Source organism: Phenylobacterium sp. LjRoot97, from assembly GCF_964254345.1.
GTDB lineage: Bacteria > Pseudomonadota > Alphaproteobacteria > Caulobacterales > Caulobacteraceae > Phenylobacterium.
In genome coordinates this window covers 3,739,711-3,755,172 of the sequence record NZ_CAXUTH020000001.1, presented here as the reverse complement: position 1 = coordinate 3,755,172, position 15,462 = coordinate 3,739,711, and the positions used below count along the sequence as shown (strand labels likewise).

Below are 15,462 nucleotides of genomic sequence, written 5' to 3'. Positions count from 1 at the left end.
GCAATCGCACGCCGATCCAGAACAGGACATTGGTCTTTTGAGTAAGCAAGTTGCGCGCCAGCGGCGCTAGACTTCCTGATTATAGGCGCCCACCTGCGGACGTCTGGCCAGGCGCGGCTTTACTTCCTGTCGGAAGAGCGCGCGCATGTCGTCCTCCGACTGGGTGCTTTCCACCACCACGACGATCTCGGGCTTGTTCGAAGACGCCCGCACCAGCACCCAGGAGCCGTCCTCCAGCGCGACGCGCACGCCGTTGACGGTGATCACCTCGACGATCTTCCGGCCGAGGATCGTGCCGCCGGCGGCGGCCAGGGCCTCATACTCGGCCACCACGTCGTCGACGACGCCGTACTTCTCCTCGTCGGCGCAATGCGGCGACATGGTCAGCGAGGTGAAGGCGACGGGCAGGGCGGCTTTCAGCTCGGACAGCTTCTTGCCGGGATTGCGGTCCAGCATCGCCAGGATCGCGGCCGCGGCGGTTAGGCCGCAGTCGTAGCCGTTGCCCAGCGGGGCGTTGAAGAAGAAGTGGCCGCTCTTTTCGAACCCGGCCAGGGCGCCGATCTCGGCGGTCTTGCGCTTGATGTAGCTGTGGCCGGTCTTCCAGTAGACGGTGGTCGCGCCGTTGGCGGCCAGCACCGGGTCGGTGGCGAACAGGCCCGTGGACTTCACGTCGACCACGAAGGTCGCGTTCTTGTGCAGGGCCGAGAGGTCGCGGGCCAGCATCAGGCCGATCTTGTCGGCGAAGATCTCCTCGCCGGTGTCGTCGACCACGCCGCAGCGGTCGCCGTCGCCGTCGAAGCCCAGGGCCAGGTCGGCGCTGTGCTCTTTGACGGCCTTGGCCATCTCCTTGAGCATCTCGTGGTCTTCGGGGTTGGGGTTGTAGCGCGGGAAGGTCCAGTCGAGGTCGCAGTCCATCTCGATGACCTCGACGCCCATGTTGCGCAGAGCTTGCGGCGCGAAGGCGCCGGCCGTGCCGTTGCCGCAGGCGCAGACGACTCTCAGCGGCCGCTTGATCTGCGCGCGCTTCGAAACGTCGTCGATGAAGGTCTGGGCGAAGCCCTGGACATGGGTCAGCGAGCCGCCGTCGCGGGTCTTGCCCTCGCCGCCGAGCACGATTTCCTTCAGGCGGCCCATCTCGACCGGGCCGAAGGTCAGCGGACGCTGGGCGCCCATCTTCACGCCGGTCCAGCCGTTCTCGTTGTGGCTGGCGGTGACCATCGCCACGCAGGGCGCGTCGAGCGCGAACTGGGCGAAGTAGGCGGTCGGCGACAGCGCCAGGCCGATGTCGATGACTTCGCAGCCGGCGGCCACCAGCCCGACGGTCAGGGCCTGTTTGATCGACAGCGAATAGGACCGGTAGTCGTGGCCGACGACGATCTTCGTCTGCCCGAGTTCGTGGATGTACGTCCCCAGGCCGAGGCCGAGCGCCTCGATCCCCAGCAGGTTGATCTCCGGGCCGAACAGCCAGCGCGCGTCGTATTCGCGGAAGCCCGTCGCCTTCACCAGCGGGGTGACTTCGTATTCGAACGTATTGGGCGTGAGATCGGCGCGCGGGACAGGCAGCATCGTAACTCCGTTATCTCTGTTTCGTGGCTCTTAAAGGCCCGCAGACCTTAAGACCATGCGAATGCGAACCTTCGGCGCCCGTTTCGTGACGATCCGTCAGACCCCGGCGCGAACCAGATCGTGGACCCGCAGGATGCCGACCGGCCGTCCGTTCTCGACCACGAACAGAACCGTGACCATCGGCAGCGGGTCGCTCATCAGCGCGAGAGCCTCGGCCGCCAGCATCTGCGGCGGTGCGGTCTTCTTCGGTCCGGCGGTCATCACCTCCCCGGCGGTGTGGGTCAGCAGGCCGTCGAGGTGGCGGCGCAGGTCGCCGTCGGTGATCACGCCCTTCAGCGCGCCGCTCGCGTCGGTGACCCCGACGATGCCGAAGGCCTTCTCGGTCATCACAAGCAGCGCCTCGGACATCGGCGTCGCCTCGCCGACCAGCGGCAGCTCGTCCCTGCCGTGCATCAGGTCGCCGACCGTACGCAGCATCGCGCCCAGCTTGCCGCCCGGGTGGAAGATCTTGAAGTCCTTGGCGCTGAACCCGCGGCGCTCCAGCAGCGACACGGCCAGGGCGTCGCCGATGGCGATCTGCAAGGTGGTCGAGGTGGTCGGCGCCTTGACCTCCGAGGTGACCTCGGTGGTGTCGGCCAGCAGCAGCGCCACGTCGGCCGCCTGACCCAGCGGGCTGTCGGCGAAGGCGGTGAGCGCGATCAGCGGAATGTGGAAGCGCCGCGAATAGGCGATGACGTCGGCCAACTCCTGGTTCTGGCCGGACTTCGACAGCGCCAGGATCACGTCGCCCTCGGCGATCATGCCCAGGTCGCCGTGGCTGGCCTCGTTGGCGTGCACGAAGAAGGCTGGCGCGCCGGTGGAGGCGAAGGTGGCGGCGATCTTCTTGGCCACATGCCCGGACTTGCCGATGCCGGTGCAGATCACCCGGCCCTTGGCGGCGAAGAGCAGGTCGACGGCCCTTTCGAAGGCCTCGCCCAGGGTGTCGGCCTGCAGGCGCAGGGCGTCGGCTTCGGCGGTCAGCACCCGCCGGCCCACGGCGACGGCGTCGAACTTTGTCATCTGGGCGGCGTCCGTCATTTCGTGGGGCTGAGCTTCTGGGTTTGGATGTCGGCGACCGCCTCGCGCGCGGCCTTGAGCCGCTGCTCGGAGGCTTCGGTCTCGCGTTGCATCGCGGCCTTGGCCTGAGCGGTCTGCTGCACCGGCGTGTGGCCGAACGGCCCCGGCGAGCGTGCGCCCAGGCCCTGCGGCCAGACGGCGCCCAACGCCACAAGCGCGAGCGCCAGGATCGCGGCGAAGGGGAAGAACAGGCGATTGGACATGTGTGCTCATATAGACAGCGCCGCCCTCAGGGGCCAGCGGACCTTGACGCTGGGGACGCCGGGCCTTAGCCCGCTGGCGACCCACAGATGGAGCGCCGCGCCTTGCCCACCTTGATCCTTCTTCGTCACGGCCAGAGTCAATGGAACCTCGAGGACCGCTTCACCGGCTGGGTGGACGTGGACCTGACCGCCGAGGGCGAAGCCCAGGCCAAGAAGGGCGGGGAACTGATCAAGGCGGCCGGCCTGCAGATCGACCGCGCCTACACCTCGGTCCTGACCCGGGCCATCCGTACCCTGTGGCTGGCCTTGACCGCCGCCGGCCAGGTGTTCGTGCCCGAGACCAAAGACTGGCGCCTGAACGAGCGCCACTACGGCGGGCTGACCGGCCTCAACAAGACCGAGACCGCGGCCAAGCACGGCGATGACCAGGTCAAGGTGTGGCGCCGGTCGTACGACGTGCCGCCGCCGCCGCTGGCCGCGGGCGGCGAGTTCGACTTCTCCAAGGACCGCCGCTACGCCGGCGCCGTCCTGCCCGACACGGAAAGCCTGAAGACCACGCTCGACCGCGTGCAGCCGTATTGGGACGCCGAGATTGCCCCGCACCTGAAGGCCGGGGAGACCCTGCTGGTTGCGGCGCACGGCAACTCTCTACGCGCGATTGTGAAGCTGCTGTTCGGATTGTCGGACGAGGGCATCATTGCTGTGGAAATCCCCACCGGAAATCCTCTGCTGATCGAGCTCGACGCTAACCTTAAGCCGACCTCGGCGCGCTATCTCGATGAGGCCCGCGCCACCGCCCTGCCGGCCATCTGATGACCTCGGACGCCGACCTTGCCCACATGCGCCGGGCCATCGCCCTGGCGAGGACGCACGTCGGTCTGACCGGGGACAATCCCAGCGTCGGCTGCGTGCTGGTCAAGGACGGCGTCGTCGTCGGCGAGGGGGTCACCGCGGAGGGCGGCCGCCCCCACGCTGAGGAGCAGGCTATTGAAAAGGCGGGTGAAAACGCGCGTGGTGCGATCGCCTACGTGACGTTGGAGCCATGCGGAGCACGATCGTCCGGCGCGGCGTCGTGCTCGCAGCGCCTGGTGAGCGCCGGCGTCGTGGAGGTGGTGATCGCTTGCGAGGACGCCTCTCCCTACGCCTCTGGCCAGGGCGCCGAGCGGCTGGCGGGCGCAGGCGTTCCAGTCCGCCTCGGCGTGCTCGCCGACGAGGCCGCGAGCCTCTATGAAACCTACGCACCGCCGCGAAATTAACCACCGCAAGCTAACCCGCGGAAAGAGCGTGTTAATTACGCGGACCTAGGATTGGACCCTGAAAGTCAGTGGGGTTTCCGATGTCCGCCCAGAGCGCTCCAGCCCAGGAGTTGCGCAGGCTCGATCAGCACGAGCTCGACGCCGTCTGCGCCAAGCACGACCGCCTTTGGACCTCGAAGCCGGGCGGCGCCCGCGCCGTGTTCGCCTGGAAGGATCTCTCGGGGCTCGACCTGCGCGGCAAGAATCTCTGCGACGCCGACCTGACCGGCGCGGTGCTCGCCGACTGCCAGATGCAGGGCGTTCGCCTCGATCACGCCAACCTGTTCGGCGCCGACCTGCAGAACGCCAATATGACCGACGCCTCGCTGCGCCGGGCCGACCTGCGCGGCGCCTGCCTGCGCGGCGCCAACCTGACCGGCGCCGACATGTTCGAGGCCGACCTGCGCGAAGGCTCGATCGCCGTCGGCGACCGCGACAAGGGCCTGCGAGTGCTTGAGCACATCAACCGCGTGGGCGAGGCGTCCGGCGCGATCCTGGCCGGCGCCAACCTCGAGCGCTCGCGGCTGTCGGGCGTGATGGCGATCAAGGCCGACTTCAGCGACGCGATCCTCAAGGACGCCAAGCTGGTGCGCGCCAACCTCAAGCAGGCCAACATGTCCGGGGCCAACATGGCCGGCTGCGACCTCTCCGGCGCGGACCTGGCCGGCGCCGACATGCGCGATGTGATCCTGGTCGGCGCCAAGACCTTCGCCTGGAACGTCTCCCAGGCCGACATGCGCGGCGTGCTGACCGACGACCCGGTCGGCAAGTCGGTGCAGGATCTGCCCTACAAGACGATGATCCGCGATCACGCCAAGTGGTGTGAGACCGGCGGCGCGGAAGGCACGCCCAGCGTGTTCGACAACGCCGACCTGCGGGCGCTGGAGACTATTCGCGGCTTCAACCTGACCGCCCTCTCGGCCAAGGGCGCGGTGTTCTACGGCCTCGACATGGAGGGCGTGCAGCTGCAGGGGGCCCAGCTCGACGGCGCGGACCTGCGCAACTGCAACCTGCGCCGCGCCGACCTGCGCGGCGCGCGCCTGATCGGGGCCAAGCTGTCGGGCGCGGACCTGCGCGACGCCCAGATGGGGCCGCTGCTGCTGGGCGCCGATCGCACCCTGCCGAGCAACCTGACCGGCGCGACATTGAAGAACGCCGACCTGGCGCGCGCCGATTGCCGCCACGCCATCTTCGTCGACGCCGACCTCAGCCGGGCCAACTTCACCAGCGCCATGGTCCGCAACGCCAACCTCACCAACGCCCAGAAGTGGGGCGCGCGCGGGCTCGAAGACGTGATCTGAGCCCGTTGGGCTGACGTCCGGGCAAGCCGCTATCGTCGACCTCCGCCAAGGAGGCCGCGCCCATGCAAACCGTCAGCGTCGAAGTCCGCGGCCGCACCGCGGTCGTCACCATCGAGCGGCCTGAGCGCCGCAACGCCGTCGACGGGGCGACGGCCCAAGCCCTCTACGACGCTTTCAAGGCTTTCGACGCCGACGACGCCCTGGACGTCGCGGTGCTGCAAGGCCGCGGCGGCGCGTTCTGCGCGGGAGCCGATCTCAAGGGCGTCAGCGAGGGGCGGGGCAATCCCGTCCACCGCGAAGGCGACCTGGGCCCGATGGGTTGCACGCGGCTGGCGCTTTCCAAGCCTGTGATCGCCGCGATCGAGGGACACGCCGTCGCCGGCGGGCTGGAGGTGGCGGCCTGGTGCGACCTGCGCGTCGCGGCCGAGGACGCGGTGTTTGGAGTGTTCTGCCGCCGCTTCGGCGTGCCGCTGATCGATCTGGGGACCGTGCGGCTGCCGCGGCTGATCGGCCATTCGCGGGCCATGGACCTGATCCTGACCGGCCGCCCGGTCGGCGCGCGAGAGGCGTTCGAGATCGGGCTGGCCAACCGCCTGGCGCCGAACGGCGGGGCGCTGGACGCCGCGCTGGAGCTGGCCGCGCAGATCGGCGCCGTCCCGCAGACCTGCCTGCGCAACGACCGCGCCTCGGCGATCGCGCAATGGTCGATGGACTGGGAAAGCGCCGCGCGCTTCGAGGTCGAGCTCGGCCGCGCCACTCTGGCCACGGGCGAGGCCCTCGACGGGGCGACCCGCTTCGCCTCGGGGCAGGGACGACACGGCGCGTTCTGAGGCCAAAAGAAAGGGCGGCGCCTTGCGGAGCCGCCCTGCACAGTCTGGGAGGGGAGTGGGGCGGCGCAGGTCGCTGCGCCGCCCCGGAGGGCTGGAGGGCCGCCTCGGGGGGGAGGTTAGGCGGCCTTCTCGCCTTCGATCAGGTTGGCCTCGGTCGAGGTGGTGATCGCGATCGTGCGGGGCTTCAGCGCTTCAGGAAGTTCGCGCTTCAGCGAGATCGACAGCAGACCGTCGGCGAGCTTGGCTTCGGTGACCACCACGTAGTCGGCGAGTTGGAACCGGCGCTCGAAGTTGCGCTCGGCCAGGCCGCGATGGAGGAACCGGCGCTGGTCGTCGTTGGCGGTCTTGCGGCCCTGGACGGTCAGGAGGTTTTCCTTGACCTCGATGTTCAGTTCCTCGGGACGGAAGCCGGCGACCGCGATCTCGACGCGGTAGGCGTTCTCGTCGGTGCGCTCGATGTTGTAGGGCGGATAGCCGGCCGCGGCGTCAGCGCTGGCGGTCTCCAGCAGCGAGGCCAGGCGGTCGAAGCCCACGACAGAGCGATAAAGGGGGGAGAAGTCGATCGTACGCATTTCCAGATACCTTCTTGTCTCAAGCAAGGTTGCGATGGCGGACGGCGCGCGAGCCGGGATCGGCCTCGGCAGTGTCCGGAAGGCCCGGGTGTCCAGCGCCTTCGAATGTCTAGGTGGGAGGCGGATTGCGCCGTTCAAGACCTGTCGGGCGCAACAATCTTGCATGGCCTGGCTGTCGAGCACGCAAGCCGGGTTGCCAGCCGCGCCGACCCCTCTAGGCTGCGCCGCGTCCAGGAAAACAACCAGAAGGCTCGATGCAGATGTCCCCCCGTATGTTCGCGCTCGCCACCGCCGCGGCGATCGCCGTCATCGCCCAGCCGGCGATCGCTTCGGCTGAAGACGCCGCCCTCAAGGCCGCCATCGCCGGCCCGCAGCGCGGCGCCGACCATGTCGCCCGCGACCCCGCGCGCCACCCCTATGAGAGCCTCGAGTTCTGGGGCGTGAAGCCCAAGGCGACGGTCATCGAGATCTCGCCCGGTTCGGGCTATTGGACCGAGATCCTCGCCCCCTACGCCAAGGCCACGGGCGGGACCTACGTCGCCGGCGTCGCCGACCTCGCGAACCCCAAGCTGTCCGACGGCGCCCGCAAGGGCCGCGCCGACTTCGAGGCCAAGTACGCCGACCAGGCCAAGTTCGGCCCGATCACCTATGTCGGCTTCGGCCCGGCGTCGGGCCCCCTCGGCGCGCCGGGCTCGGCCGACGTCGTCATCACCGCCCGCAACGTCCACAACTGGATGGGCCAGCCGGGGATGCTGGACAAGGTGTTCAAGGATTTCCACGACGTGCTGAAGCCCGGCGGCGTGCTGGCGGTCGAGGAGCATCGCTCCGATCCCACCCGCGCTCAGGTCGCCGGCGCCTCGGACGGCTATGTCGCCACCGATTTCGTGATCGCCACCGCCGAGAAGGCCGGCTTCAAGCTCGACGCCAAGTCCGAGATCAACGCCAACGCCAAGGACACCAAGGACCACCCGTTCGGGGTCTGGACCCTGCCGCCGGTCCGCCGCTCGCCGGCCGCCGACAAGCCTGATCCGAGCTTCGATCGCGCCAAGTACGACGCCATCGGAGAGAGCGACCGGATGACCCTGCGGTTCGTCAAACAGTAGGGCCACGCTTTGACCATCGTCCCGGGTCAGGTAAGCCGCTCGGGACGATGGCCAGTTCGGGATCTCCATGCGGCGTGTACTTGCAAGTTCGGCGGTTTCCTTCTCGCGCCGGGGCGCTCTGATCGGGGCCCTGGCCCTGGCCGCCTGCAGCAAGAAAGGCGAGGCTGAGCCCAAGACCGCGCCGACCAAGGCCGCGCGCAACATGACGCTCGCAGAGGCCGTCGCCGGCGAGTGGCGTTCGCCCGCCGACAAGGCCCGGGACGCTTGGCGCCACCCCGTCGAGACGCTGGAATTCTGGGGCCTGAAGCCCGGCCAGACGGTGGTCGAGTTCTGGCCCGGCGCGGGCTGGTACAGCGACATTCTCGCGCCGTACCTGGCGGCCAACAAAGGCAAGCTGATCGCGGCCGATCTCGAGCCGACCGACCCGGCCTCGACCGAGATCGTCGAGGCCTACCGCGCCCGCCTGAAGGCCAAACCGAAGATCTACGGCGACGTCGAGATCACCGCGTTCGGCCCGACCAGCGGTCCCGTGGCGCCGGCCGGCGGCGCCGACCTGGTGCTGTTCCTGCGCAACCTGCACAACTGGATGGCCGCCGGCATCGCCGAGAAGGCGTTCCGCGACGCCTTCGCCGCCTTGAAGCCCGGCGGCGTGCTCGGGATCGAGGAGCATCGCGCCGCGCCGGGCGGGGTGCAGGACGTGCTGGCCGCCAACGGCTATGTCCAGGAGGCCTACGCCGTGCGTCTGGCCCAGGAAGCCGGCTTCGTCCTCGACAAGACCAGCGAGATCAACGCCAACGCCGCCGACGACCGCGACCACCCGTTCGGGGTCTGGACCCTGCCGCCGGTGCGGCTCACCGCGCCGCGCGGCGAGCCGGCCGATCCGAACTTCGATCGCGCGCCCTACGACGCCATCGGCGAGAGCGACCGCATGACCCTGCGGCTGGTGAAGCCCGTCGTCTAGAGCTGCTCGCGGTAGCTGGCGATGATCTGTTCGTCCGGGACGGGCACCTTGCCCATGTTCAGTTGGTCGAAGATCATTTCCGCGCCGGAGGGCAGGGCGGTCCGCTCGACTTGCGCCTCGGCCTCCCACAGCCGGGCCCGCATGATCGCCTTGGGACAGTGCAGGAAGGCTTCCTCGATGGCGACCATCACGACCAGCCGCGGCGTCTTGCCGAACTCGACGAACTTGGCGAGCAGGTCGGGATCGGCGGTGGCGGTGGCCCGGCCGTTGACCCGCAGCACGTCGTCGAAGCCGGGGATCATGAACATCAGGCCGATGCGGCCCGGCCCCGACAGCAGATTACGAATGGTGTCGAGCCGGTTGTTGCCTGGCCGGTCGGGCAGGTAGAGCGTCCGCCCGTCCTCGCTGACATGCACGAAGCCGGGCTCGCCGCCGCGAGGCGAGACGTCGACGGCGCCGTCCGGTCCCGCCGAGCTGACAACGCAGAACGGCGACAGGCCGATGAAGGCGCGGCCGTGCTTTTCGACATGGTCCAGCACCTTGTCGAGCACCAGCTTGCCCGGTTGCTTGTAGAGCTCGTCGATGCCGGCGAGATCGAGGGTCTTCATGTGCGTTCTCCCCGCTCTTGTTGAGAGTTGTTCGCAAACATGCGCTTGAACCTGCGCGCTGTCATCCCAAGATGAACGGGCCCGCGCCCAGTTCTGTCAGCATGTGGTCACCTGCAAGCTGCTAGCTTGACGCGAACTCGATGCGCTAAAGGCCAGACATGCTCCGAAACGTCCTCCTCGCTCTGATCCCCGCCAGCCTGCTGCTGGCTGCTCCCGCCGTGGCGCAGGAACAGACGATCCTGCCCGGATATTGGGAGGTGACGAACAAGGTGTCGGCGATCATCAGCCAGACCAAGACCGAGAAGCGCTGCATCACGCCGTCCGAAGTCTCGAAGTTCGTGATGGGGCCGTCGAACCGCCACTACAAGTGCGATTACCCGACCCGGGTGTTCAAGGACGGCAAGATCCGCCTGAAGGGCAATTGCGCCACCAAGAACGGCAGCCAGGCGGCGCTGGAGGCGACCGGAACCTATTCGCCGACCACCTTCACCATGAATGCCAAGATCAGCACCACCTACGCCGGAGTGCCGCTCAGCGCCAACGCCACCACCATCGCAAAGCGCCTCAGCGAGACCTGCCCCGCTGCGGCGCCCGCCTCTTAACCAAGCCCCAGACGAAATCCCCGCTCAAACCCTGGCTGAGCCGTTTACTTGGCTCGCGCTTGAGGCGAAGCTGCCGCTCACGACCATGTGAGACGGTGTGTATGACGACGACCCTAGAAGAACTGACCCAGCGCGTGGCCGCCGCCGTGGGCGAGGGCTCCGGCCTGGGCAAGACCTTCAAGGTCGACCTGCGCGGCGAAGGCTTCATCCATATCGACGGCGCCTCGGTGACCAACGAGGACAGGCCGGCGGACCTGACGGTTTCGATCAGCCGCAAGGACCTCAAGGCTCTGGGGGCGGGCGAGCTCAACCCCATGACCGCGGTGATCACCGGCCGGCTCAAGGTTTCGGACATGGGCCTGGCCATGTCGCTGCAGCCGCAAATGCAGGCGTTGTTCGCCAAACTGGGATGAGCATGTCGCCGGCGCCTTTGATCTCCATTCCAAGCGCGCCGGTTCCGGCCGGCGCCGAAGCGGCCTGGTTCGAGGGTGCGGGCAAGGCCCGGCTCCGGGCGGCGCTGTTTCCCGCCCGCGGCGCTGTCCGCGGCTCCATCGTGCTCAGCGGCGGCCGCACCGAGCCGATCGAGAAGTATTTCGAGGTCATCGAGGACCTCACCGCCCGCGGCTATGTCGTTCTGGCTCACGACTGGCGCGGCCAGGGGTTGTCGGATCGCGAACTGCCCGACCGCCTGGCCGGCCATGCGCGCGGCTACGACGCCTTCCTGGCCGACTATCGCGCGCTGCTGGCGGCCTATGAGACCCGGCTCCCCAAGCCGTGGTTCGCCATCGGTCATTCGATGGGCGGATGCCTGACCCTGCTGGCCCTGGCCAAGGGCGAGGCCGCGCATTTTCAGGGCGCGGTTCTCTGCGCGCCGATGCTGGGGCTGCAACTCGGCAAGACGCCGCCGGCGGCGGCGCGGCTGATGGCCGGCCTCAACGTGCTGCTGGGGCGGGGCGGGGGCTTCGCGCGGCCAGCCGGGCCGGCCGAGACCTTCGAGACCAACATCCTGACGCACGACCGCGCGCGCTACGAGCGGGCCAAGGCCCAGGTGCGCGCCGAGCCGAAGCTCGACCTCGGCGGGCCGACCTGGGGATGGATCGACTTCGCGCTCAAGGCCACGGCCTATCTGTCGCGGCCCGAGAACTTGAAAAGCGTCACGATTCCGGTCGTCATCGTCTCTGCCGAACAGGACAGACTCGTCGACAACACCGCCCAGCGCGTGGCTGCGAGGAACCTGCCTGCGGGCGAGTTCGTCAGCGTAGCCGGCGCGTTCCACGAAATCCTGATGGAGACGGACACTATGCGGAACATCTTCCTGCGTGCGCTGGACGCCCTGCTGGGCCGCTCGGCCCCGGCGCCGGCGCCTGCGGCGGCGCCCAAGCCGGCGGAGCCCGCGCCACTGGCCGCCGCTGCTCCGGCTCCCGCTCCCGCACCGGCTCCGGCGCCGGCCGCCGAGGTCAAGCCAGAGCCTGCGCCCAAGGCCCCGGAGCCTGCGCCGGTCGCCCCGGTCGCCGAGGTGAAGCCGGCCGCGCCGAAGTCCGCCGCCAAGCCTAAGGCTGCGCCGAAGCCCAAGGCCGAAGCCAAGCCTGCCGCCAAGCCGCCTGCGAAGCCCAAGGCTGCGCCGGCCGCCAAACCTGCGGTGAAGACGGCGGCCAAGCCTGCCGCGAAGGCTGCTGCGCCGAAGGCCGCGCCGGCTCCGAAGACGACGGCGAAAGCAGCGGCTCCGAAGGCTGCGGCCAAGACCACCGCGCCCAAGCCCGCCGCGGCTCCGAAAGCCGCCGCCAAGCCCGCCGTGAAGGCGCCGGCCGCGAAGGCCGCCCCCAAGGCTGCGGCGGCCCCTAAGGCCGCAGCGAAACCGAAGGCGGCTGCCAAGCCGGCCGCCGCCAAGAAGGCTCCGGCGAAGAAGTAGCTATTTCGCCGATCGCTTGAGGGCGACCAGGGCCTCGTCCAGGCAGGCCCGGTCGCCGGCGATGGCGATCTGGCCGCCGTTCGGCCCCACCGGCTGCCCGCGCCAATTGGTGACCAGACCGCCGGCGCCCTCGATCAGCGGGATGGCGGATTCGATGTCCCACGACTTGAGGCCAGCCTCGATCACCATGTCCATCTTGCCCATGGCGACCATGGCGTAGGCATAGGCGTCGCAGCCTAGTCGGGCCAGTCGTGCGGCGGCGCGCACCTGGGTCCAGGCGCCCAGCTCGGCGCCGTCGAAGCAGCCTTCAGGATCGGTGGTGGCGATGATCGCGTCGGTCAGCTTGGGACAGGGGCGGACCTTCAAGGGCGTGACCTGGCCGTTGGCGACGAGGCGCGATCCGCCCGCGTGGCCGATGAAGACTTCGTCCAGATAGGGCTGGCCGATGGAGCCCAGGACCGGGCGGCCCTGGTGGCGCAGGCCGATCAGCGTCGTCCAGAGCGGCAGGCCGGCGATGAACGCGCGGGTGCCGTCGACGGGGTCCAGCACCCAGACAAACTCGGCGTCGGGGCGGTCCTCGCCGTATTCCTCGCCGATTACGCCATGGTCGGGAAAGCGGGCCGCGATCAGTTCGCGGATCGCCGCTTCCGCGCCCTTGTCGGCGGCGGTCACGGGATCGAACCCGCGCGCGCCGCCCTTGTCCTCCAGCCCGTGGTCGGACCGGAAGTAGGGCAGGGTCACGCGCGCCGCGGCGGCGTTGAGTTCGAGAAGAAAGTCGTCGAGTTCGGCCAGACGGCCGGCGGCAAGGGCGGGCATGGCATCCGCTTTACCCTGCCGCCGGCCTCCGCGATATCCCCCTGTCGGGGGTCGCTCGGTCGGGCGCAAGCAGTCGGGCGTCAGGCCGCCTCGTGTTCGCCGTTCAGCGACTTGGCGAGGTCGAGCAGACGGCGACGCGGGCGTTCGCCAAGCTGGTAGTAGGCGCGGATCAGGTCCAGCGTCTCCTTGCTGGCCAGCATCTCACCGCCGGCTTCACCGGGGCCTTCGCCCAGCGCGTGTTCGCGCTGCGCGGTGTCCGAAAGGCCGTCGTAGAAGTAGCCGACCGGCACCTCGAGCGCCTCGGACAGCTGCCACAGACGGGCTGCCGAGATGCGGTTGGCGCCGCACTCGTACTTCTGAATTTGTTGGAACCGCACGCCGCAGGCGCCGGCCAGTTGCTGTTGCGTCAGCCCCAGCAAGCGCCGCCGACGGCGCAACCGCTTGCCGAGATGAACGTCGATATTGCTACCCATGGACTCCATCGCCCCCAATCCCTCTGCTTGCCGCCCGTCCCAAAGCGAGACGGCCTGCAGGGATTTTCGCAAGTCGCGCGCCAAGCGAGCGCTGTTCGCGTTGCGCGACAGGGAACGACGCGACTAGTAGAGGGCATGACGCAGGCTAAGCCCCCGGTGGCGCAGGATCTTTTATGGCGGTTGGAGGCCCTGGCCTTCGACGTGGTGATCGCCTTCGCGCGGATGTTGCCGGTCGACCTCGTGTCAGATTTCGGCGCGTGGTTCTTCAAGGCGGTGGGGCCGCTGACCAGCGCCCAGAAGGTGGCTGAGACCAATCTGCGCATCGCCTTTCCCGAGGCGTCGGACGCGCAGATCGCCGACCTCCTGAAGGCGCAGTGGGACAATACCGGCCGCACCTTCCTCGAGCTGCTGATCATGGACAGGATCATCGGCGCGCCGGGCAGGGTCGAGATCGTGGGCGGCCAGCGCTTCGACGAGATTGCCGCCAACCAGGAGCCGGTGGTGTTCGTTTCGGGGCACTTCGCCAACTTCGAGGTGATGCCGGCGGCGATCGTCAATTCGCCGGTGCAGTGTCAGATCACCTATCGGGCGATGAATAACCCGCATGTCGAAAAGCGGGTGCGCGACTATCGCTTCCGCTACGGCGTCCGCTACTTCGCGCCCAAGGGCGGCGACGGCGCCCGCGAGCTGCTAACCGCGCTTGGGCGCGGCGAGTCCGTGGCGCTGATGAACGACCAGAAGTTCAACGGCGGGGTCGCTGCGCCGTTCTTCGGGGTGACCTGCCACACCGCGCCCGGGCCCTCGCGCCTGGCGCTGCGCTTCAACACCGTGCTGCAGCCGATGTCGGTGCAGCGTAAGCGCAAGGCGCGGTTCCGGGTGGTCGTGCACGACCCGATCCACCTGGAGCACACCGGCAACACCACCGCCGACATCGAGGCGGGCGTGCGCAAGATCAACGCCATGATCGAAGGCTGGGTGCGCGAACGGCCGGCCGAGTGGTTCTGGACCCACAAGCGCTGGCCGAAGGAAACCTATCGGCGCAATCGCTAGGCCGCGGCCGGGCCAGGCGCGCCTACCATCAGCATCGGGTTCATGTGCCGCCCGCGCCACTTCAGCCGCCAGCACAGGTGCGGCCCGGTCGCGCGGCCGGTCGAGCCGACCGCGCCGATGCGCTGGCCGCGGGTCAGGGTCTGGCCGCTGGAGACGTCGACGCTGCTGAGATGCAGGTAGGCTGAGACCAGGCCCTGGCCGTGGTCGATCATCACCAGCCCGCCCTCGAACAGCATGCCGGGATCGGCCAGCACCACCAGGCCGCCGGCGGGGCTGGATACGGGCGTGCCGGTCGGGGCGGCCAGATCGATGCCGTAGTGCGGTGGACGCGGCCGCCCGTCGATGATCCGCTGACCGCCGAAGCGGGCGGTGACCCGGAAGTCGCGCAATGGCGCGGAGAAGCCGCCCCTGAAGTCGTCCCGGTCGGCGACGCTGGCGAAGGCGGCCGACTTGCGCCGGGTCTCCTCGGCGATGCGGGCCTCGAGCTCGGGGCTGGCCTGGCCCTGATAGACCCGGCGCAGGCCCTTGATGCGCTGGACGTCGTACTCGGCCCGGTCGATCTGCAGAGCGCGGACGACGTCGCTCCCGCGCGCGTCGATGCGCACCTGGGCGCTTGGACCGGCGTCGCGGTCGAAGCCGAGGTAGAAGAAGCCGTCATCCGAGGCGCGGGTGATCAGCTGGCCGTCGAGGAGCACTTTCGCACGCGGCGAGGTTCGGCCGATCGCAAAGCCGCTTTGCTGCATGCGCCCGTTGAGCGCCAAGTCGGCGGCCCGGACGGGCGTTGCAAGCGCGGCAGAGGCCAGCCCGAGAACCGCCGTGCGGCGGTTCAGCGGCGCGTCAGGGATGCAGCTCTTTCCACCGCGCCAGCGCTTCGACCGGCGTGGCGTAGGCTTCCTGGAGGGCTGGGTTCCAGTAGCGCAGGGCCTCCACCGGGATCTTCACCTTCGAGACGGCGCAGATCACGTAGCGTCCCGGCTTGAGCACGACGAATTCGCCGTCGCCATAGTGCAGCGAGGCGATGTCGGAGCCGGTGAGGTCGCGGTCGTGGGCGTTCATG

At 69.0% G+C, this 15,462-nt stretch carries 19 protein-coding genes; 10 read left to right on the top strand and 9 right to left on the bottom strand.

What is annotated here, in order from left to right:
• Positions 1-66: 66 nt before the first annotated feature.
• The 3 genes from ACSQ2H_RS18590 to ACSQ2H_RS18580 form a co-directional block, all read right to left on the bottom strand.
• Positions 67-1,566, bottom strand: a complete 1,500-nt coding sequence (locus ACSQ2H_RS18590; RefSeq protein ID WP_436062861.1) for a phosphomannomutase/phosphoglucomutase — start codon at positions 1,564-1,566, stop codon at positions 67-69.
• Positions 1,567-1,662: 96 nt separating this feature from the next.
• Entirely contained in the window at positions 1,663-2,625 is a 963-nt protein-coding gene (locus ACSQ2H_RS18585; RefSeq protein ID WP_436062860.1) for a KpsF/GutQ family sugar-phosphate isomerase, read from the bottom strand.
• 14 nt (positions 2,626-2,639) lie between these two features.
• The gene (locus tag ACSQ2H_RS18580) at positions 2,640-2,885 is read right to left on the bottom strand and encodes a hypothetical protein (RefSeq protein ID WP_436062859.1); all 246 of its coding nucleotides are present in this window, start codon (positions 2,883-2,885) and stop codon (positions 2,640-2,642) included.
• Between the two features lie 102 nt (positions 2,886-2,987).
• Here ACSQ2H_RS18580 and gpmA point away from each other — a divergent pair, with 102 nt between their 5' ends.
• From gpmA to ACSQ2H_RS18560, 4 genes are all read left to right on the top strand, one after another.
• On the top strand, positions 2,988-3,698 hold the full coding sequence (gpmA, locus tag ACSQ2H_RS18575; RefSeq protein ID WP_436062858.1) for a 2,3-diphosphoglycerate-dependent phosphoglycerate mutase: 711 nt from the start codon (positions 2,988-2,990) through the stop codon (positions 3,696-3,698).
• A complete protein-coding gene (locus ACSQ2H_RS18570; protein WP_436062857.1) occupies positions 3,698-4,141 on the top strand; it encodes a bifunctional diaminohydroxyphosphoribosylaminopyrimidine deaminase/5-amino-6-(5-phosphoribosylamino)uracil reductase RibD in 444 nt (147 codons plus the stop codon). The genes gpmA and ACSQ2H_RS18570 overlap by 1 nt, the downstream gene beginning before the upstream one ends.
• An 80-nt stretch (positions 4,142-4,221) precedes the next feature.
• Positions 4,222-5,481 (top strand): pentapeptide repeat-containing protein, encoded by a 1,260-nt coding sequence (locus ACSQ2H_RS18565; RefSeq protein WP_436062856.1) that lies wholly within the window; start codon positions 4,222-4,224, stop codon positions 5,479-5,481.
• A gap of 62 nt (positions 5,482-5,543) precedes the next feature.
• A complete protein-coding gene (locus ACSQ2H_RS18560) occupies positions 5,544-6,311 on the top strand; it encodes a crotonase/enoyl-CoA hydratase family protein (protein WP_436062855.1) in 768 nt (255 codons plus the stop codon).
• A gap of 116 nt (positions 6,312-6,427) precedes the next feature.
• Here ACSQ2H_RS18560 and ACSQ2H_RS18555 read toward each other — a convergent pair whose 3' ends face one another.
• Positions 6,428-6,883, bottom strand: coding sequence for an Hsp20 family protein (locus tag ACSQ2H_RS18555; protein WP_436062854.1), 456 nt, complete (start codon positions 6,881-6,883; stop codon positions 6,428-6,430).
• Positions 6,884-7,143: 260 nt separating this feature from the next.
• Here ACSQ2H_RS18555 and ACSQ2H_RS18550 point away from each other — a divergent pair, with 260 nt between their 5' ends.
• Together ACSQ2H_RS18550 and ACSQ2H_RS18545 are read left to right on the top strand one after the other, a co-directional pair.
• Complete coding sequence (locus tag ACSQ2H_RS18550) at positions 7,144-7,986, top strand: class I SAM-dependent methyltransferase (protein ID WP_436063587.1); 843 nt, start codon at positions 7,144-7,146, stop codon at positions 7,984-7,986.
• A 67-nt stretch (positions 7,987-8,053) separates the two neighbouring features.
• Complete coding sequence (locus ACSQ2H_RS18545; protein WP_436062853.1) at positions 8,054-8,947, top strand: class I SAM-dependent methyltransferase; 894 nt, start codon at positions 8,054-8,056, stop codon at positions 8,945-8,947.
• Here ACSQ2H_RS18545 and ACSQ2H_RS18540 read toward each other — a convergent pair.
• Complete coding sequence (locus ACSQ2H_RS18540) at positions 8,944-9,555, bottom strand: MSMEG_1061 family FMN-dependent PPOX-type flavoprotein (RefSeq protein ID WP_436062852.1); 612 nt, start codon at positions 9,553-9,555, stop codon at positions 8,944-8,946. The genes ACSQ2H_RS18545 and ACSQ2H_RS18540 overlap by 4 nt on opposite strands.
• A 158-nt stretch (positions 9,556-9,713) precedes the next feature.
• Here ACSQ2H_RS18540 and ACSQ2H_RS18535 point away from each other — a divergent pair, with 158 nt between their 5' ends.
• The 3 genes from ACSQ2H_RS18535 to ACSQ2H_RS18525 all read left to right on the top strand — a co-directional run bounded on the left by ACSQ2H_RS18535 (position 9,714) and on the right by ACSQ2H_RS18525 (position 12,066).
• Positions 9,714-10,157, top strand: a complete 444-nt coding sequence (locus ACSQ2H_RS18535) for a DUF3617 domain-containing protein (RefSeq protein WP_436062851.1) — start codon at positions 9,714-9,716, stop codon at positions 10,155-10,157.
• 101 nt (positions 10,158-10,258) lie between these two features.
• Positions 10,259-10,570 (top strand): SCP2 sterol-binding domain-containing protein, encoded by a 312-nt coding sequence (locus tag ACSQ2H_RS18530; RefSeq protein WP_436062850.1) that lies wholly within the window; start codon positions 10,259-10,261, stop codon positions 10,568-10,570.
• Positions 10,571-10,572: 2 nt separating this feature from the next.
• The gene (locus tag ACSQ2H_RS18525) at positions 10,573-12,066 is read left to right on the top strand and encodes an alpha/beta fold hydrolase (RefSeq protein WP_436062849.1); all 1,494 of its coding nucleotides are present in this window, start codon (positions 10,573-10,575) and stop codon (positions 12,064-12,066) included.
• Here ACSQ2H_RS18525 and hisN read toward each other — a convergent pair whose 3' ends face one another.
• Positions 12,067-12,882: a histidinol-phosphatase gene (gene hisN, locus ACSQ2H_RS18520; RefSeq protein ID WP_436062848.1), complete on the bottom strand. Its 816-nt coding sequence runs from the start codon at positions 12,880-12,882 to the stop codon at positions 12,067-12,069.
• Positions 12,883-12,962: 80 nt separating this feature from the next.
• Positions 12,963-13,364, bottom strand: coding sequence for a helix-turn-helix domain-containing protein (locus tag ACSQ2H_RS18515; RefSeq protein ID WP_183771864.1), 402 nt, complete (start codon positions 13,362-13,364; stop codon positions 12,963-12,965).
• A gap of 126 nt (positions 13,365-13,490) precedes the next feature.
• Here ACSQ2H_RS18515 and ACSQ2H_RS18510 point away from each other — a divergent pair, with 126 nt between their 5' ends.
• Positions 13,491-14,405, top strand: coding sequence for a lysophospholipid acyltransferase family protein (locus tag ACSQ2H_RS18510; RefSeq protein ID WP_436062847.1), 915 nt, complete (start codon positions 13,491-13,493; stop codon positions 14,403-14,405).
• Here the strand turns inward: ACSQ2H_RS18510 and ACSQ2H_RS18505 are convergent.
• Both ACSQ2H_RS18505 and ACSQ2H_RS18500 read right to left on the bottom strand, forming a co-directional pair.
• Positions 14,402-15,148 (bottom strand): M23 family metallopeptidase, encoded by a 747-nt coding sequence (locus tag ACSQ2H_RS18505; RefSeq protein ID WP_436062846.1) that lies wholly within the window; start codon positions 15,146-15,148, stop codon positions 14,402-14,404. The two genes, ACSQ2H_RS18510 and ACSQ2H_RS18505, sit on opposite strands and share 4 nt — an antisense overlap.
• Positions 15,149-15,242: 94 nt before the next feature.
• Positions 15,243-15,461, bottom strand: coding sequence for a DUF2093 domain-containing protein (locus ACSQ2H_RS18500; protein ID WP_183771867.1), 219 nt, complete (start codon positions 15,459-15,461; stop codon positions 15,243-15,245).
• Between the last annotated feature and the right edge of the window lies 1 nt (position 15,462).

Bases quoted from the DNA above. Each gene is read 5' to 3' on its own strand.
- ACSQ2H_RS18590 (WP_436062861.1), bottom strand. From the start codon at position 1,566: ATGCTGCCTGTCCCGCGCGCCGATCTCACGCCCAATACGTTCGAATAC.
- ACSQ2H_RS18585 (WP_436062860.1), bottom strand. From the start codon at position 2,625: ATGACAAAGTTCGACGCCGTCGCCGTGGGCCGGCGGGTGCTGACCGCC.
- ACSQ2H_RS18580 (WP_436062859.1), bottom strand. From the start codon at position 2,885: ATGTCCAATCGCCTGTTCTTCCCCTTCGCCGCGATCCTGGCGCTCGCG.
- ACSQ2H_RS18570 (WP_436062857.1), top strand. From the start codon at position 3,698: ATGACCTCGGACGCCGACCTTGCCCACATGCGCCGGGCCATCGCCCTG.
- ACSQ2H_RS18565 (WP_436062856.1), top strand. From the start codon at position 4,222: ATGTCCGCCCAGAGCGCTCCAGCCCAGGAGTTGCGCAGGCTCGATCAG.
- ACSQ2H_RS18560 (WP_436062855.1), top strand. From the start codon at position 5,544: ATGCAAACCGTCAGCGTCGAAGTCCGCGGCCGCACCGCGGTCGTCACC.
- ACSQ2H_RS18555 (WP_436062854.1), bottom strand. From the start codon at position 6,883: ATGCGTACGATCGACTTCTCCCCCCTTTATCGCTCTGTCGTGGGCTTC.
- ACSQ2H_RS18550 (WP_436063587.1), top strand. From the start codon at position 7,144: ATGTCCCCCCGTATGTTCGCGCTCGCCACCGCCGCGGCGATCGCCGTC.
- ACSQ2H_RS18545 (WP_436062853.1), top strand. From the start codon at position 8,054: ATGCGGCGTGTACTTGCAAGTTCGGCGGTTTCCTTCTCGCGCCGGGGC.
- ACSQ2H_RS18540 (WP_436062852.1), bottom strand. From the start codon at position 9,555: ATGAAGACCCTCGATCTCGCCGGCATCGACGAGCTCTACAAGCAACCG.
- ACSQ2H_RS18535 (WP_436062851.1), top strand. From the start codon at position 9,714: ATGCTCCGAAACGTCCTCCTCGCTCTGATCCCCGCCAGCCTGCTGCTG.
- ACSQ2H_RS18530 (WP_436062850.1), top strand. From the start codon at position 10,259: ATGACGACGACCCTAGAAGAACTGACCCAGCGCGTGGCCGCCGCCGTG.
- ACSQ2H_RS18525 (WP_436062849.1), top strand. From the start codon at position 10,573: ATGTCGCCGGCGCCTTTGATCTCCATTCCAAGCGCGCCGGTTCCGGCC.
- hisN (WP_436062848.1), bottom strand. From the start codon at position 12,882: ATGCCCGCCCTTGCCGCCGGCCGTCTGGCCGAACTCGACGACTTTCTT.
- ACSQ2H_RS18515 (WP_183771864.1), bottom strand. From the start codon at position 13,364: ATGGAGTCCATGGGTAGCAATATCGACGTTCATCTCGGCAAGCGGTTG.
- ACSQ2H_RS18510 (WP_436062847.1), top strand. From the start codon at position 13,491: ATGACGCAGGCTAAGCCCCCGGTGGCGCAGGATCTTTTATGGCGGTTG.
- ACSQ2H_RS18505 (WP_436062846.1), bottom strand. From the start codon at position 15,148: ATGCAGCAAAGCGGCTTTGCGATCGGCCGAACCTCGCCGCGTGCGAAA.
- ACSQ2H_RS18500 (WP_183771867.1), bottom strand. From the start codon at position 15,461: ATGAACGCCCACGACCGCGACCTCACCGGCTCCGACATCGCCTCGCTG.